The sequence below is a fragment of the Pseudomonas oligotrophica genome (assembly GCF_021726475.1).
Classification (GTDB): Bacteria; Pseudomonadota; Gammaproteobacteria; order Pseudomonadales; family Pseudomonadaceae; genus Stutzerimonas; species Stutzerimonas oligotrophica.
Genome location: NZ_JAKJRU010000003.1, coordinates 403,206 through 419,041 on the forward strand (window position 1 = coordinate 403,206; position 15,836 = coordinate 419,041).

At 67.4% G+C, this 15,836-nt stretch carries 15 protein-coding genes; 6 read left to right on the forward strand and 9 right to left on the reverse strand.

Annotation, left to right across the window (positions count from 1 at the left end):
• Nucleotides 1-34 precede the first annotated feature (34 nt).
• Nucleotides 35-2,122 (reverse strand): carboxy terminal-processing peptidase, encoded by a 2,088-nt coding sequence (locus L3N39_RS08975; RefSeq protein WP_237256980.1) that lies wholly within the window; start codon nt 2,120-2,122, stop codon nt 35-37.
• Nucleotides 2,123-2,296: 174 nt separating this feature from the next.
• Between L3N39_RS08975 and L3N39_RS08980 the strand changes: the two genes are divergently transcribed.
• Entirely contained in the window at nt 2,297-3,259 is a 963-nt protein-coding gene (locus L3N39_RS08980) for an NAD(P)H-quinone oxidoreductase (protein ID WP_237256981.1), read from the forward strand.
• Between the two features lie 39 nt (nt 3,260-3,298).
• Here L3N39_RS08980 and L3N39_RS08985 read toward each other — a convergent pair whose 3' ends face one another.
• The 5 genes from L3N39_RS08985 to minC form a co-directional block, all read right to left on the reverse strand.
• Nucleotides 3,299-4,588 (reverse strand): M18 family aminopeptidase, encoded by a 1,290-nt coding sequence (locus tag L3N39_RS08985; RefSeq protein ID WP_237256982.1) that lies wholly within the window; start codon nt 4,586-4,588, stop codon nt 3,299-3,301.
• A gap of 70 nt (nt 4,589-4,658) precedes the next feature.
• Entirely contained in the window at nt 4,659-5,294 is a 636-nt protein-coding gene (locus L3N39_RS08990) for an RluA family pseudouridine synthase (protein ID WP_237256983.1), read from the reverse strand.
• Nucleotides 5,295-5,354: 60 nt separating this feature from the next.
• Nucleotides 5,355-5,612: a cell division topological specificity factor MinE gene (minE, locus tag L3N39_RS08995; RefSeq protein WP_003287467.1), complete on the reverse strand. Its 258-nt coding sequence runs from the start codon at nt 5,610-5,612 to the stop codon at nt 5,355-5,357.
• The gene (gene minD / locus L3N39_RS09000) at nt 5,609-6,424 is read right to left on the reverse strand and encodes a septum site-determining protein MinD (RefSeq protein ID WP_237256984.1); all 816 of its coding nucleotides are present in this window, start codon (nt 6,422-6,424) and stop codon (nt 5,609-5,611) included. Before minD ends, minE begins: the two co-directional genes overlap by 4 nt.
• Before the next feature lie 91 nt (nt 6,425-6,515).
• The gene (gene minC / locus L3N39_RS09005; RefSeq protein WP_237256985.1) at nt 6,516-7,241 is read right to left on the reverse strand and encodes a septum site-determining protein MinC; all 726 of its coding nucleotides are present in this window, start codon (nt 7,239-7,241) and stop codon (nt 6,516-6,518) included.
• 151 nt (nt 7,242-7,392) lie between these two features.
• Between minC and L3N39_RS09010 the strand changes: the two genes are divergently transcribed.
• On the forward strand, nt 7,393-8,322 hold the full coding sequence (locus tag L3N39_RS09010) for a lipid A biosynthesis lauroyl acyltransferase (RefSeq protein ID WP_237256986.1): 930 nt from the start codon (nt 7,393-7,395) through the stop codon (nt 8,320-8,322).
• 3 nt (nt 8,323-8,325) lie between these two features.
• On the opposite strand, the gene L3N39_RS09015 is transcribed toward L3N39_RS09010, so the two are convergent.
• Nucleotides 8,326-9,096: an MlaA family lipoprotein gene (locus L3N39_RS09015; RefSeq protein ID WP_431978014.1), complete on the reverse strand. Its 771-nt coding sequence runs from the start codon at nt 9,094-9,096 to the stop codon at nt 8,326-8,328.
• On the reverse strand, nt 9,089-10,381 hold the full coding sequence (locus L3N39_RS09020) for an alpha/beta fold hydrolase family protein (protein WP_237256987.1): 1,293 nt from the start codon (nt 10,379-10,381) through the stop codon (nt 9,089-9,091). The genes L3N39_RS09015 and L3N39_RS09020 overlap by 8 nt, the downstream gene beginning before the upstream one ends.
• Nucleotides 10,382-10,598: 217 nt before the next feature.
• Between L3N39_RS09020 and L3N39_RS09025 the strand changes: the two genes are divergently transcribed.
• Complete coding sequence (locus L3N39_RS09025; protein ID WP_237256988.1) at nt 10,599-10,967, forward strand: hypothetical protein; 369 nt, start codon at nt 10,599-10,601, stop codon at nt 10,965-10,967.
• On the opposite strand, the gene L3N39_RS09030 is transcribed toward L3N39_RS09025, so the two are convergent.
• Complete coding sequence (locus L3N39_RS09030; protein WP_237256989.1) at nt 10,952-12,517, reverse strand: glycoside hydrolase family 17 protein; 1,566 nt, start codon at nt 12,515-12,517, stop codon at nt 10,952-10,954. The two genes, L3N39_RS09025 and L3N39_RS09030, sit on opposite strands and share 16 nt — an antisense overlap.
• Nucleotides 12,518-12,889: 372 nt before the next feature.
• Here L3N39_RS09030 and L3N39_RS09035 point away from each other — a divergent pair, with 372 nt between their 5' ends.
• The 3 genes from L3N39_RS09035 (at nt 12,890) to L3N39_RS09045 (ending at nt 15,836) form a co-directional block, all read left to right on the forward strand.
• The gene (locus L3N39_RS09035) at nt 12,890-13,204 is read left to right on the forward strand and encodes a DUF485 domain-containing protein (RefSeq protein WP_237256990.1); all 315 of its coding nucleotides are present in this window, start codon (nt 12,890-12,892) and stop codon (nt 13,202-13,204) included.
• Entirely contained in the window at nt 13,204-14,856 is a 1,653-nt protein-coding gene (locus L3N39_RS09040) for a cation acetate symporter (RefSeq protein WP_237256991.1), read from the forward strand. The genes L3N39_RS09035 and L3N39_RS09040 overlap by 1 nt, the downstream gene beginning before the upstream one ends.
• 173 nt (nt 14,857-15,029) lie before the next feature.
• Nucleotides 15,030-15,836, forward strand: coding sequence for an SDR family oxidoreductase (locus tag L3N39_RS09045; protein ID WP_237256992.1), 807 nt, complete (start codon nt 15,030-15,032; stop codon nt 15,834-15,836).

The following is a 15,836-nucleotide window of genomic DNA, read 5'->3' on the forward strand; positions in this document are numbered from 1 at the left end:
CCATGCTGGCGATATGCCTTTAGTGCGCTGCGGCTCAGTGCCGCGCCATGGCCGAAGCCAGGCCCAGGTAGTCCATGAGGATGCGGCCGCTCTCGGTCAGGTAGGCGTCCTTCTCCGGGTTCGGTTTCTGTGCCTCGGCGTGCGCCGCGGTCTGCTCGTCGTCGGTCTGCAGCTTCGCCAGCGGCTCCTCGCCCTTGGCAGCGCGCAGGGTGTTTTCCAGCGCCAGTTGCCGGCGTTCGACGTCGGCCTGCTGGGCGCGGCGCTTCTGCTCGTTGAGGCTGACGCTCGTCTCGTTCATCAGCTCCTGGGCCAGGGCCAGTCGATCACGGGTGAAGACGAAGTCCGGATTGCCCTCGGTACGCGCGTCGTGGCGTGCCTTGAGTTCGCTGAGGAACGGCTTGAACGGATTCATCTCCGGGTTGATCGCGGCGCGGATGCTGTCCCACGGCAGGGCCTCGGGCAAGGCGCTCTCGCCGATCTCCTTGGTGTCGACATCGGCCGGGTAGCTGATGTCCGGGATGACGCCCTGGTGCTGGGTGCTTTGCCCGGAGACACGGTAGAACTTGGCCAGGGTCAGCTTGAGCTCGCCATGGTTGAGCGGCTGGATGGTCTGTACGGTGCCCTTGCCGAAGGTCTGGCCACCAAGGATCAGCGCGCGGTGGTAGTCCTGCATGGCGCCGGCGAAAATCTCCGAGGCCGAGGCCGACAGGCGGTTGACCAGCACGGCCATCGGGCCCTTGTAGAGCGCCCCGGCGCTGTCGTCGGCGAGCACGTCGACGCGCCCGTCGGCGTTGCGCACCAGCACCGTGGGGCCCTGGTCGATGAACAGGCCGGTCAGCTCGGTGGCTTCCTGCAGCGAGCCGCCACCGTTGTTGCGCAGGTCGATGATGACGCCGTCGACTTTCTCCTGCTCCAGTTCGGTGAGCAGCTTCTTCACGTCGCGGGTGGTGCTCTTGTAGTTCTGGTCGCCGGCGCGCAGTGCCTTGAAGTCCAGGTAGAAGGCCGGAACCTCGATGACGCCGAGCTTGAACGACTGGCCCTCGTGCGAGAGCTTGAGCACCGACTTCTTCGCCGCCTGCTCCTCGAGCTTCACCGCCTCGCGGGTGATGGCCACGGTCCGGCTGGTCTGGTCGCTGGGAGCGTTGCTCGCCGGGATCACCTCCAGGCGCACGACCGAGCCCTTGGGCCCGCGGATCAGCTTGACCACTTCGTCCAGCCGCCAGCCGATCACGTCGACCATTTCCTCGTCGCCCTGGGCGACGCCGACGATGCGGTCGGCCGGCGCCAGCTGCTTGCTCTTCTCGGCCGGGCCGGCGGGCACCAGGCGCACGATCTTCACGTACTCGCTGTCGCTCTGCAGCACCGCGCCGATGCCTTCGAGCGACAGGCTCATGTTGATGTCGAAGTTCTCGGCGTTGTCCGGCGACAGGTACTGGGTGTGCGGGTCGTAGGACTGCGCGAAGGCGTTGATGTAGGTCTGGAACACGTCCTCGCTGCGCGTCTGGTTCAGCCGCGAGAGCTGGTTGCGATAGCGCTTGGTCAGCAGTTCCTGGATGTCCTTGGGCTCCTTGCCGGCGATCTTCAGGCGCAGGACCTCGTCCTTGACGCGCTTGCGCCAGAGCTCGTCGAGCTCCTTGGCATCCTTCGCCCAGGCAGCCTTTTCGCGATCGACCAGCAGGGTTTCGTCGACGCCGAAGTCGAAGCCGTCCACACCTTTTTCCAGCAGCCCCAGCGCATATTCCAGGCGCCCCTGGAGCCGCTCCAGATGGCGCTTGTAGATGACGAAGCCCGGTTCGAGGTTGCCGCTCTTGAGCAGGTCGTCGAAACGGTCGCGCCACTGGCGGAACTCGGCCAGGTCGGATTCGAGGAAATAGCTGCGCGACGGATCGAGCATCTCGATGTAGCTGTCGAAGATCTTCTCGGAACGGGCGTCGTTCAGCGGCGGCTTGTTGTAGTGATGGCGCTTGAGCAGCTCGACGATGTTCAGGCTGGCGATCACCTGGTCGCGGTCGGGCTGCAGGTAGTCCCACTGCTGGCCGCTCTCGCCCGGCTTGGCCAGCGCGACGGTGGCCTGCAGGCTCAGCAGCAGGGCGGAAAGGGTGCAGAGCAGCGTGCGTTTCATGGTTTGGGGGCGACGTGAGGCTGAGGAATAACGCATATTAGGCCATCTGGTAGTAAGCGCCGCGGCATGTCCGTCCGGCGGTAGAAGACCCGGGCCCGATGGTTACAGGTGGTGTTCGAGCAGCCAGCGAGTAGCGTTGGGACGGGGCGTAGCAAGGCTCACTATGGAGGCAGCATGAAGGCATTGCAAGGTATCGAGGGTGAACTGGAGTGGGCCGAGCGGCCGGCGCCAGCCTGTGGCGAAGGGCAGATCCGCATCCGCGTGGCGGCCGCCGGGCTGAATCGCGCGGACCTGCTGCAGCGCGCCGGACACTATCCGCCACCGCCCGGTGTCACCGATATCCTCGGCCTGGAATGCGCCGGCGTGGTCAGCGAAGTGGGGGCCGGTTCCCACTGGCGCGTCGGTGATCGCGTCTGCACGCTGCTGGCCGGCGGCGGCATGGCCGAGGAGGTGGTGGTCGACGCGCGGCATGCGCTACCGGTCCCCGACGGATTGTCGCTGCAGGAAGCCGCCGCGGTTCCGGAGGTCTATGCCACCGCCTGGCTGAACCTGTTCCGCCTCGGTGCGCTGCAGCCCGGCGAGAAGGTCTTGCTGCACGCCGGCGCCAGTGGCGTCGGCTCGGCGGCGATCCAGCTGTGCAAGGCGCTGGGCAACCCCTGCTGGGTGAGCGTCGGTTCGGCCGAGCGGCTGGCCTATTGCGAATCGCTGGGGGCCGAGGGCGGCGTGCTGCGTGGCGAGGCGCTGGAGGCGCTGCGCGATTTCGCGCCTTTCGACATGATTCTCGACCCGGTGGGGGCCAAGTACGCGCCGCTGAACCTGCAGTTGCTGGGCATGGATGGCCGCTGGGTGATCATCGGCCTGATGGGCGGGCGCAAGGCCGAGCTGGACCTCGCCGGCCTGCTGAGCAAGCGCATCCAGCTGATCGGTTCGACCCTGCGCAGCCGCGATGCGGACTACAAGGCCGGTCTGCTCGCCGAGATGCATGAGCGGATCTGGCCGCTGTTCGCCAGCGGCCAGCTGTCGCCGCGTCTGGAGCGCTCGTTCGCCGTGACCGATGCCGAGGCGGCATTCGCCGAGCTGGCCGGCAACCAGGTGTCCGGCAAGCTCGCCCTGGTGATCGATCCGAGCCTTCGCTGAGCGCATGGCTGGGTGCCTGCCGCACCCGGCCATGGCCGTTCAGGGCAGTTCGCTGCTGCGATAGAAGGCGGTCAGGACCTTCACCAGGTGGGCGAGGTCCTGGCTGCCGGCCAGCTCGCGGATCGAGTGCATGGCGAAGGTCGGCAGGCCGATGTCCACCGTGCGCACGCCCAGCTGGCTGGCGGTGATCGGGCCGATGGTCGAGCCACAGCCCATGTCGCTGCGGGTGACGAAGCTCTGCACCGGCACCTCGCTTTCCAGGCAGAGATGGCGGAAGAAGCCGGCCGTCTCGCTGTTGGTCGCGTAGCGCTGGTTGTTGTTGACCTTGATCACCGGCCCGGCGTTGATCTTCGGCCCGTGGTTGCCGTCGTGCTTGTCGGCGTAGTTGGGGTGCACCGCATGGGCGTTGTCGGCCGAGATCAGCAGCGAGCGGTTGATGCAGCGGCTGAAGGCGTCCGGCTCGGGCAGGATGCGGCGCAGCACCTGCTCGAGGAAGGGACCGTCGGCGCCGCAGTGCGAACTCGAACCGACTTCCTCGTGGTCGGTGCAGACCAGCACACAGGTCTGCTCGGGGCCGCTGGCCAGCAGCGCCTGCAGGCCGGCGAAGCAGGACAGCAGGTTGTCCAGGCGGGCGCCGCTGATGAAGTCGCGGTTGAGGCCGATCAGCGCCGCCGGCTGGGTATCGTAGAAACTCAGCTCGTAGTCCAGCACCACGTCGGCGACCAGGTCGTGCTCGCGGCCCAGTTGCTCGGCCAGCAGGGCGCGAAAGTCCGGCGTCTCCTGGCTGTAGACCTGCGCCAGGATCGGCGGCAGCTCGTTCTGCGGGTTGATCGCCCAACCCTGGTTGGCTTCGCGGTTGAGGTGGATGGCCAGGTTGGGGATCACCGCGATCGGCGCCTGGAAGTCGATCAGCTGGCTCTCGATGCGACCGTCGCGGCTGTAGGTGACGCGCCCGGCCAGCGACAGGTCGCGGTCGAACCAGGGCGCCAGCAGCGCGCCGCCATAGACCTCCACGCCCAGCTGCCAGAAGCCGTTGCGCTGCAGGTCCGGCTGCGGCTTGACCCGCAGGCACGGGCTGTCGGTATGGGCGCCGACCAGGCGCATGCCGGTTTCGCTGAGCGGGCGGCTGCCGATCTGGAAGGCGATGATCGCGGAGTCGTTGCGGGTGACGAAGTAGCGCCCGCCGGCGGCGAGCTGCCAGGCTTCGCGTTCGTCCAGGGGGACGTAGCCGGCCGCCTGCAGGCGCTTGGCCAGGCTGGAGGTGGCGTGGAAGGGCGTCGGCGAGGCCTTGAGGTAGTCGATCAGGCCCTGGTTGAGGTTGTCGTGCATGGTGGACTCCGGACTGCGATGCGCCGGAGTCTACCGTATCGGCCTGGGCGATGGCCTGTGGCGCGGCCGATCAGAACGGGGCGGGACACTCGAAGCGCATCCGCTCGCCGCTCTGCGGATGGCTCAGGCACAGCAGGCTGGCGTGCAGGCACAGGCGGTCATGGGCCGCGAGGGCTTCGGCGTGGGCATAGAGACGGTCGCCCAGCAGCGGATGACCGATCGACAGCATGTGCACGCGCAGCTGATGCGAGCGCCCGGTGATCGGCGTCAGCTCGACGCGACTGTAGTGCCCGCAGCGCTCCAGCACGCGCCAGAAGGTCAGCGCATGCTTGCCCAGCTCGTGGTCGACCACGTGCCGCGGCTTGGTCGGTGGGTCGTAGCGCAGCGGCAGGTCGATGCTGCCGCTGTCGGCCGCAGGCTCGCCCCAGCACAGCGCGGTGTAGGCCTTCTCCGTCTCGCGGTCGTGGAACTGGCGGGACAGCTCGCGATGGCTGTCGGCATCGCGCGCCAGGACGATCAGCCCCGAGGTTTCCCAGTCCAGCCGGTGCACGATGCGCGCCTCGGGATAGCCGTTTTCCTGCAGGCGGGTCACCAGGCAGTCGCGGTTGTCCTCGGCGCGGCCGGGCACCGAGAGCAGCAGGGTGGGCTTGTTGATCACCAGCAGCGCGGCGTCCTGGTGGATGATCCGGATATTGCTCAACGGCATGGTTTTTCCACAAACGAAGACGGCGGCTCGAAGGCCGCCGTTTCTGCAAACACCGGTCGCTCAGCGATCCGGCAGGGTGATGTTCAGCTCGAGGATCGAGCAGCTGCCCTGGTCTTCCAGCGCGACCTGGACCTGGTCCTGGTCGATGTTGACGTACTTGCGGATCACCTCGACCAGCTCCTTCTGCAGGGCCGGCAGGTAGTCGGGCTGGGTGCGCTGGCCGCGCTCATGGGCGACGATGATCTGCAGGCGCTCCTTGGCGATCGCCGCAGGCGTTTCCTTCTTCTTGCGTTCGCGAAAGAAGTCGAAAAGGTTCATTCACGGCCTCCGAAAAGTCGTTGCAGGAAGCCCGGCTTCTTCACGTCGAGGAAGCGGTGTGCGACTTCCTTGCCGAGCAGGCGGTCGACGGCATCGCTGTACGCCTGGCCGGCATCGCTCTGGTCGTCGAGGATCACCGGGATGCCCTGGTTGGAAGCCTTGAGCACGGCCTGGGATTCGGGAATCACGCCCAGCAGGCGGATCGAGAGGATCTCCTCGACATCCTCGACGCCGAGCATCTCGCCCTTGTTGACGCGCTCGGGGTTGTAGCGGGTCAGCAGCAGGTGTTCCTTGATCGGTTCCTGGCCGTTCTCGGCGCGGCGGGACTTGCTGGCCAGCAGGCCCAGCATACGGTCGGAGTCGCGTACCGAGGAGACCTCGGGGTTGGTCACCACGATGGCCTCGTCGGCGAAGTACATGGCCAGGTGCGCACCTTTCTCGATGCCGGCCGGCGAGTCGCAGATCACGTACTCGAAGTTCTGGCTCAGCTCGTCGATCACCTTGCCGACGCCTTCCTGGGTCAGGGCGTCCTTGTCGCGGGTCTGGCTGGCGGCTAGCACGTAGAGGTTCTCCAGGCGCTTGTCCTTGATCAGCGCCTGGCCGAGGGTGGCATCGCCGTTGATGACGTTGACGAAGTCGTACACCACGCGGCGCTCGCAGCCCATGATCAGGTCCAGGTTGCGCAGGCCGACGTCGAAATCGACCACGACGGTCTTGTGGCCACGCAGAGCGAGGCCGGTACCGATGGCGGCGCTGGTAGTGGTCTTACCAACGCCACCCTTGCCGGAAGTGACTACGAGGATCTTGGCCAAGGTGGTTCACCCTAAATATGAAGAGCGGGCCCGGCAGCCGATCGGCGCGGGATAGCCCGGTTTTGGTGCGGAAAATTCGCGGCAGTATCCGTTAAAGGCGGGTGATGTTCAACACGTCGCCAGTGAGCCCGATCTTCACGGCTTCGGCCCACAATGGCTCGCGTCTGAGGTCTTCGGCGACCTTGTAGTGACCGGCGATGGAGACCATTTCGGCAGCCAGTTGTTGGCAGAAGATCCGGGCGTTGGTGTCGCCCTTGATGCCGGCCAGGGCGCGGCCGCGAAGCGGACCGTAGACATGGATGTTGCCATCGGCGAGAAGTTCCGCACCGGGGCTGACCGGAGCGATGACGATGAGGTCGCCGCCCTGGGCATAGATCTGCTGGCCACCGCGGATTGGCGTGGTGATCACTCGGCTGGGCCGGTACTGCGGCTCGGCCGGCTTGGCCGGGGCCTTGCCGCCGAGGTCGAGCTTGCGCTCGCGGGCGCCGGAGGGCGGCAGCACGGGGATGTCCAGGTGCCCGGCCGCCTGTATGTAGGCGGCCTGGCCGGTGCGCACGGCGAGGGTCAGCAGGCCGTGCTTGCGGCACAGCTCGACCAGCGCCTGCAGGTCGACCTCCAGGCCGCCCTCGGGCAGCTTGTCCAGGCCGAGCACCAGTGGCGTGTTGTTGAAGAAGTCCGGCGCCTGCTCGACCTTGGCCGCGAGCTGCCGGTCGAGGCTGTCGAGGTCGTTGCGGACCAGTTCGAGCACGGTGATGGCGAGCATGCTGCCCTTGAGCTGGAAGGCGGGGGCTTGGGTGTCGGGTTCGGCTTGGCTCATGGTCTGCCTGCTGCGGTAAATGGCGAGGACTTATAACGGGGTGTGCCGTCTCCTGCAAGGGCGACCCGGGCTGCGATGCACGGCCGGCACGCGGGTCGGCCTGGCGGCGGTTTGCCGTTAGAATGCGCGGTTTCCGTGTTCGAGAGTGGTTATGGACCGTCCTCGCTTTCGCCCGCTGTTCCTTCATCCGCGCTTCTGGCCGCTGTGGCTTGGCCTCGGCGTGCTGTGGCTGCTGGTGCAATTGCCTTATGCGCTGCTGCTGCGCCTCGGTCGCCTGCTGGGCGCGCTGATGTACCGTTTCGCCGGCTCGCGGCGGCGCATCGCCCGGCGCAACCTCGAGCTGTGTTTCCCGGAGCTGGGCCGGGCCGAGCGCGAGCGGCTGCTGAAGGACAACTTCGCCTCCACCGGCATTGCCTTCTTCGAGATGGCAATGAGCTGGTGGTGGCCGCGCGCGCGGCTGCAGCGCCTGGCCCACATCGAGGGCCTGGAGCATCTGCAGAAGGCCCAGGCCGAGGGGCGCGGGGTGATCCTCATGGCGCTGCACTTCACCACCCTGGAAATCGGTGCGGCGCTGCTCGGCCAGCGGCACACCATCGACGGCATGTACCGCGAGCACAAGAACCCGCTGTTCGACTACATCCAGCGGCGCGGCCGCGAACGGCACAACCTGGATGCCAGCGCCATCGAGCGCGAGGACGTGCGCGGCATGCTCAAGGTGCTGCGCGCCGGGCGGGCGATCTGGTACGCGCCGGACCAGGACTACGGCCGCAAGCAGAGCCTGTTCGTGCCGCTGTTCGGCATCCCGGCGGCCACCGTCACCGCCACAACCAAGTTCGCCAAGCTCGGCCGTGCGCTGGTGGTGCCCTTCACCCAGGAACGCCTGGCCGACGGCTCCGGCTACCGCCTGGTGATCCATCCGCCGCTGGCGGACTTCCCCGCCGAGAGCGAGGAGGCCGACTGCCTGCGCATCAACCACTGGGTCGAGCAGGCCGTGGGCGCGCTGCCCGAGCAGTACCTGTGGGCGCACCGGCGCTTCAAGACCCGGCCCGAGGGCGAGCCGAGCCTGTATCGCCGGGGCTGAGGGCTACTCGTCCACCTGCAGGTCGCGCGCACGGCTGTAGACGTAGCGCACCTGCTCGTACTCGAACGGCGAGTTCAGCTGGCCGTAGCGGAAATCTGTCGTGTAGCGGGTGTCCACCAGGCGCAGCGCGGTGATGCCGGGCTCGCCGCCGCTGGCCTGGGCGTAGTCCAGGTAGTCGACCTGCCGCTCGATGCCGAAGTCCACCGCCAGGCCCGTCGCGTCGCGCAGGTTCGACGGCCCCAGCGCCGGCAGGACCAGGTACGGGCCGCGCGGCACGCCCCAGCGACCGAGGGTCTGGCCGAAGTCCTCCGACTGGCGGACCAGGCCCATGCGGGTCGCCGGATCCCAGACCCCGCCGACGCCGATGATGGTGTTGAACAGCAGCCGCGCGGTGGCGTTCATCGCCCGCTTGCCCTTGAGCTGCAGCACGCTGTTGGCCAGCGTCGGAATCTCGCCGAGATTGCTGAAGAAATTGCTCACGCCGGTGCGCACGAAGCGCGGCGTGACGTACTGGTAGCCGCGCACCGCCGGCAGCATGACCCACTGGTCCAGCCGGTAGTTGAAGTGGTACATGCGCCGATTGAACGACTCGAAGGGGTCTTGCACCGCCAGCGCATGGAAGGTGGCGCGCTCGAACTCGCGCTGATCGAGCCCCGGGTTGAAGCGCAGCGTGTCGAGCGGACGGGTGAAGCCGTCCTCGTCGGCCGGCCGCGCATGCGCATCGAGCGTGCCGGCCGCCAGCAGCAGCGGCAGCAGGGATAGGAACCTAGCCACGGAAGAACTCCAGCATGTGTCGTGCGTTGACGCGGTAGTCGAGGTTGCCGCAGTGGCCGCCGCGCGGATAGAGCGTCAGGCGCTCGCCGAAGGTACGGCGCAGGAAGCCGATGTCGCCGGGGCCGAGGATCAGGTCGTCGGCGTTGTGCATCACCGCGATCTTGCTGCTGCGGCGCAGGTAGTCCTCCAGGGCGTAGAGGCTGACCTGGTCGATCAGCTGGGTCAGGCTGCCGCCGTCGTACTGGGCGCGCCACATGGGAATCAGCTGCTCGGTGATGTAGCAGTCGAAATTGCACTGCATCGCGCGGCGGAAAAACGGCTCCAGGCTGGTGCCCTCGTTGATCGGGTAGTCCGGCGGGGTGATCAGCCCGCGCCGGTTGATCAGGTCCGAGGTGAAGGTGATGTCCGCCGCCGAGAGGCGGAACACCGAGCCGATCAGCATCGCCATCTGCTCGTCGGACAGGCGCTGCGGCGATTGCTGGAAGTCGTAGAGCAGGGCGTCGCTGAGGTCGATGAAGCCCTTGCGGTGGTAATAGCGGGTCAGCTTCTCGAAGATCATCTCGTAGAAGGTGGTGTTGTCGTCGACGCCCTTGACCTGCGTCTGCACCAGGCGGTCCAGGTTGCTGATCGAGGTATAGAGGTTGACCGGCGGGTTGATCAGCAGCACGCGCTTGAAGTTGAAGCTCTGGCGCGCCTCGTCCAGCTCGCTGACGAAGGCCGCGTTGAGCGCGCCCAGGCTGTAGCCGACCAGGTAGAAGTCGGTCACTGGCAGCTTGTGCTGCTGCGCGCGCACGGCCTGCATCACGCGGTAGAGATCCTGGGCGTCGTCGCGGCTGTAGCCCGGGGTGGCATAGCGCGAGGCGGCCGCCATGAAGTCGTAGCTGGTCGGCGAGGACAGCTGCACCACGTGGTAGCCGGCGCTGTAGAACAACCGCTTGAGCGACTCGGTCTTGGCCGCCGAATAGTGCGCGCCGGTGCCGGATATCACGAACACCAGCGGTGCCGGGCCGTCCTGCCTGGCCAGGCGGTAGCCGAGGCGCTTCACCGGCCAGAAGTTGTCCGGCAGGCTGAACTCGCGGTCCGGGCGCAGACGCAGGCTGTAGTCGCGCTGGTCGATGTCGTCGTCCAGCGGCACCGAGGCGCGCAGCTCCAGCGGCGTGCTGGCGATGGTCGCCTCGAAGGGGTTGTCCAGCGGGAACCCGTAGTCCTCGGGACTGATGTCCGCCGCCTGCGCCGGCAGCGCCAGGGCGGCCAGCAGGGGGATCAGGCGCAGCAACTGCAACATGGTGAGCCTCCGATACAGCTTCGTCAGGGCGGCGTGCAGCCCTGGTGTCACCGGCTGTAATGCCGATCTGCCTGCACTATGACCAGCGCAGCGGCGGTTTGTTAGCGTTGCGCCATCAGCATGCAGCAGGGACGCCGGCGCGGCCAGCGTGGCGCGGCTTGCGTCGGGCGCGGCGGCAGCTATGCTGTGCCGCCTCGCCGAGCCGGAGTCGTCCCTGATGTCGCGTGTGCCTGCCTTGCTGCCCGTTTCCCTGCTGCTGTGCCTGTGGCTGGCGCTGCTCTACTGGCTGCGCTTCGCGCTGATGGAGGATGCCCGCTGGCTGGAGAGTTGCCTCGCCCAGCCGGAACAACTGGCCTGCCAGCTGCGTGCCGCCCTCGGGCTGGTCATCCACTGGCGCCTGCTGGCCTGGCTGGCGCTGGGCGGCGCGCTGCTCGCGCTGTGCCTGCCACGCCGCGCCGGCTGGTGGCTGGCGGCCGTGGCGCTGCACCTCGGCGCGGCCGCGCTGGTGCTCTACAGCGCCAGCCTCGCGGTGTTCGCCGTGGTGCTCGCGGCGCTGCGCCTGGTCCGCGCTCAGCCGCGCGACTGACGCGCGCTGGCGCGAATGCCGCGCCACAGGGCGAGCACCAGCAACACGGCGGTGACCGCCCAGAGCAGCGCCTGGCGATTGTCCAGCCCCTCCTGCAGCAACTGCGGCGCGATGCCGGCGGCGATCAGCGCGGCCAGCAGGCTCAGCTCGCGGCGCGGACCGGGCGCCGGGCGAAGCAGGTAGACCAGCGCCGGCAACAGCAGCGCGGCGCTGGGGAATTCGCGATAGCGCGCATCGAACACCAGCCCCAGCATGCTCACCGCACCGGCGAAACCGGCGCCCAGCAGCAGCCAGCCGGCGCGCGCCTCGAGCCGGGCGAGCAGGGCGCCGCGCCAGCCAGCGCCGCTGCCCTGGGCCAGGCCCGCCTGCAGCAGCACCAGCAGGTTCAGGCCGAGCAGGGCCACGGCCCAGGCCCATTCGCCGAAGGTGCGGCTGCTGACCAGCGCCAGTTCGGCGAAGGCGGCCATGCAGCAGGCGCCGAACGCGGCGGTCAGCGGCAGTCCGAGGGCTTCCAGGTGCTCCTGTGGCCGGCCGGCCAGCAGCAGGACCAGGAGCCAGAGCGCGCCGGCCGCGGCCAGCCAGCGCGGCCAGTGCGGCAGGTCGCTGACCGGCCCGGCGAGGATCTGCTTGTCCTGCCGGTCGGCGTCGTAGAGCCCCCAGTAGCCGCCGACGGCACCCTCGCTGATGCGCTTCCAGGGCTGGTCGAAGGCCTCGATCAGGTTGTAGCGCCAGCCGTTGGCCTCGGCCATCTCGACGAATCCGCGGGTGAACAGCGCCTGGTTGATGCGGCTGGGCAGGGCGGTCTCACGCTGGCGGCCCTCGCTCGGCCAGCCGGTCTCGCCGATGAGGATGTCCTTCGGCGCGAAGCTGTTGCCGAACAGCCGGCGCACCTGGGCAACCTGCTCGAGCGCGCCCTCGATGCCGGTCGGCTCATCCTCCCAGTACGGCAGCAGGTGGATGGTGAGGAAGTCCACCGCGGGCGCGACCTCCGGGTGGCGCAGCCAGAACTCCCAGACGTCGGCATAGGTCACCGGCACCGGCACCGCGGCCTTGACCTCGTCGATCAGCGCGACCAGCTGCCCGGCGGTGACTTCCTTGCGCAGCAGCGCCTCGTTGCCGACGATCACCGCGTCGACCAGGTCGGCATTGGCCCTGGCTGCGTCGATCAGGCGGTCGATCTCGCGGCGGGTCGCCTGCGGGTCGCTGCTGACCCAGGCGCCGAGCAGCAGGCGCAGGCCGTGCTTGCGCGCCAGCGCCGGCACCGCCTCGAGACCCTCCATCGAATAGGTGCGCACGCAGGCAAAGCGCTCGGCGAGCAGCGCGAGGTCGGCGTCGATGCGTGCCTGGCGCAGCTGCAGCGGCTTGTCGAACGGCGACTGGTCCTTGTCGAACGGGCTGTAGGAGGCGCATTGCAGCTTGCCGGCCCGGCCCAGGTCAGGCAGTCGCAGCGCCTGGCCCTGCTGCTGCCAGAACAGCGCCATGGCCGATAGCGCCAGCACGCTGGCGAAGAGAAACAGCAGAAGCGGCGAACGGCGAGCGGATGAGTGCATGGCGGCGGCGTGCTGGGCGGGGGGCGCGCATCTTAGCCGAGCGCGGCAGGCGCAGACAGGGGGGCGGGCAGGGCGGTGGATGTGGCCACCGAGCCGCTGTGCGGGTCCGCCGGTTGGATGAGATCGTCTCTCGTTTCGTCGCTTTCCATGCGCAAGATTCATGTTGCCGAACGCCGACAAAAGCTGTGCCGGAAACCGCCGAGGCCGCGTGGCGCCTGGCCTGAAAGATATTTCAGAATGTTCGCGTCGCTCTATTCCGGATGTTTGGCCGGCGCGCAGCCAGACTAAAGTCGCCTAGAAAAGCGCCCGCCCGACCGTAAATTAGCCGCCTGGTCGCCAGCGGGCGGCCTGTGATCGTGTGGAGACAATCCAATGAACAATGAAAATGTTTACCGGCAGATCAATGCCGACCCGCGCTTCCAGGAGCTGGTAGCCAAGCGTGGTCGTTTCGCCTGGGGACTGGCCATCATCATGCTGGCGTCCTACTTCGCCTTCATTCTGGTGATTGCCTTCGATCCGCAGCTGCTGGGTGCACCGCTGGGTGCCGGGTCCGTGACCACCTGGGGCATCCCCGCAGGCCTGGGCCTGATCTTCCTGTCCTTCGCCCTGACCGGCGTCTACGTGCAACGCGCCAACGGCGAGTTCGATCGCATCACTCAGGAAATCCTGAAAGAGGCCCAGAAATAATGCTTGCCCGTCTCCTGACCGCTGCCGCCCTGCTGGCAGCCTCCCCGGCGTTCGCCGATGCCCTGACTGGCGACGTCCAGAAGCAGGCGACCAACTGGACCGCGATCGGCATGTTCGTGGTGTTCATCATCTTCACGATGGGCATCACCAAGTGGGCGGCCAAGCGCAACACCTCCACCTCCGACTACTACACCGCTGGCGGCAGCATCACCGGCTTCCAGAACGGCCTGGCGATCGCCGGCGACTTCATGTCCGCGGCGTCCTTCCTCGGCATCTCCGCGCTGGTGTTCACCAGCGGCTACGACGGCCTGATCTACTCGATCGGCTTCCTCGTCGGCTGGCCGGTGATCCTGTTCCTGATGGCCGAGCGCCTGCGCAACCTCGGCAAGTTCACCTTCTCCGACGTCGCTTCCTACCGCCTCGGCCAGACGCCCATCCGCGTGCTCTCGGCCTTCGGTTCGCTGATCGTCGTGGCCTTCTACCTGATCGCCCAGATGGTCGGCGCCGGCAAGCTGATCCAGCTGCTGTTCGGCCTGGACTACCTGGTCGCGGTGGTCATGGTCGGTGTGCTGATGGTCATGTACGTGATGTTCGGCGGCATGCTGGCCACCACCTGGGTACAGATCATCAAGGCGGTGCTGCTGCTCTCCGGCGCGACCTTCATGGCCGTGATGGTGATGTACAACGTCGGCTTCGACTTCAGCCGCCTGTTCTCCGAGGCCGTGGCACTGCATCCCAAGCACGAGGCGATCATGAGCCCCGGCGGCCTGGTGTCCGACCCGATCTCGGCGATCTCCCTGGGCCTGGCGCTGATGTTCGGCACCGCCGGCCTGCCGCACATCCTGATGCGCTTCTTCACCGTGGGTGACGCCAAGGAAGCGCGCAAGAGCGTGTTCTACGCGACCGGCTTCATCGGCTATTTCTACATCCTGACCTTCATCATCGGCTTCGGCGCGATCCTGCTGGTGATGACCAATCCGGAGTTCAAGGACGCCAGCGGCGCCATCGTCGGCGGCACCAACATGGTGGCCATCCACCTGGCTTCGGCGGTCGGCGGCAACCTGTTCCTGGGCTTCATCTCAGCCGTGGCCTTCGCCACCATCCTGGCGGTGGTCGCTGGCCTGGCGCTGGCCGGTGCCTCGGCGGTCGCGCACGACCTCTATGCCTGCGTGATCAAGCAGGGCAAGGCCAAGGAAGAGGACGAGATGAAGGTGACCAAGCGCACCACCCTGGCGCTGGGCGTGGTCGCGATCCTCCTCGGCATCGCCTTCGAGAACCAGAACATCGCCTTCATGGTGGGCCTGGCCTTCTCCGTGGCAGCCAGCTGCAACTTCCCGATCCTGTTCCTCTCCATGTACTGGAAGAACCTGACCACCCGCGGCGCGCTGATCGGCGGTGCCATGGGCCTGGTCACCGCGCTGGCGCTGACCATCCTCAGCCCGACCGTCTGGGTCGATGTCCTGCACTTCGAGCAGGCGATCTTCCCCTACAAGTACCCGGCGCTGTTCGCGATGCTCGCTTCGTTCTTCGGCCTGTGGTTCTTCTCCATCACCGACAAGTCCAAGGCGGCGGACGAGGAGCGTGCGCGCTTCTTCCCGCAGTTCATCCGCTCGCAGACCGGCCTGGGCGCCAGCGGTGCAGTCGCGCACTGATCACGCCTGGCGGTACACGAAAAGGGCAGCCCTCGGGCTGCCCTTTTTCGTTTCGGCGTGCCGCTGCCGGCACGTTTTGCCAGGGGCATTCAGCGGCCTGATGGTCGGCGGCCGCGCGGGGCGCTTTCGCTAGACTCCGGCGCAACGCGAGCAAACCACAAGGCGGCGAAACCATGCACAAGCGGATGATGATTACCGGAGCCGGTTCGGGACTGGGGCGCGAGATCGCCCTGCGCTGGGCGCGCGAGGGCTGGCGCCTGGCGCTTGCGGATGTCAACGAGGCGGGCCTGGCCGAAACCCTGGCGCTGGTCCGCGCGGCCGGTGGCGACGGTTTCACCCAGCGCTGCGACGTACGTGACTACAGCCAGCTGATCGCCCTGGCCCAGGCCTGCGAGGAAAAGCTCGGTGGCATCGATGTGCTGGTCAACAATGCCGGGGTCGCCTCCGGCGGCTTCTTCGAGGAGCTGTCGCTGGAAGACTGGGACTGGCAGATCGCGATCAACCTGATGGGCGTGGTCAAGGGCTGCAAGGCCTTCCTGCCGCTGCTGCAGCGCAGCAAGGGGCGGATCATCAACATCGCCTCGATGGCCGCGCTGATGCAGGCGCCGGCGATGAGCAACTACAACGTCGCCAAGGCCGGGGTGGTCGCATTGTCGGAAAGCCTGCTGGTGGAGCTGCGCCAGCAGGAGGTGGCGGTACACGTGGTCTGCCCGTCGTTCTTCCAGACCAACCTGCTCGATTCGTTCCGCGGGCCGACCCCGGCAATGAAGGAACAGGTCGCCAAGCTGCTGGCCGGTTCGCCGATCAGCGCAGCGGACATCGCCGACTACATCCACCAGGAGGTCGCCCGCGGCACCTTCATGATCCTGCCGCACGAGGAGGGCCGCCTGGCCTGGCAACTCAAGCAGCACAACCCGCAGGCGATCTACGACGAGATGGCCCTGCTCGCCGAGAAGAAGCGCAGCAAGGGCAAAAGCTGA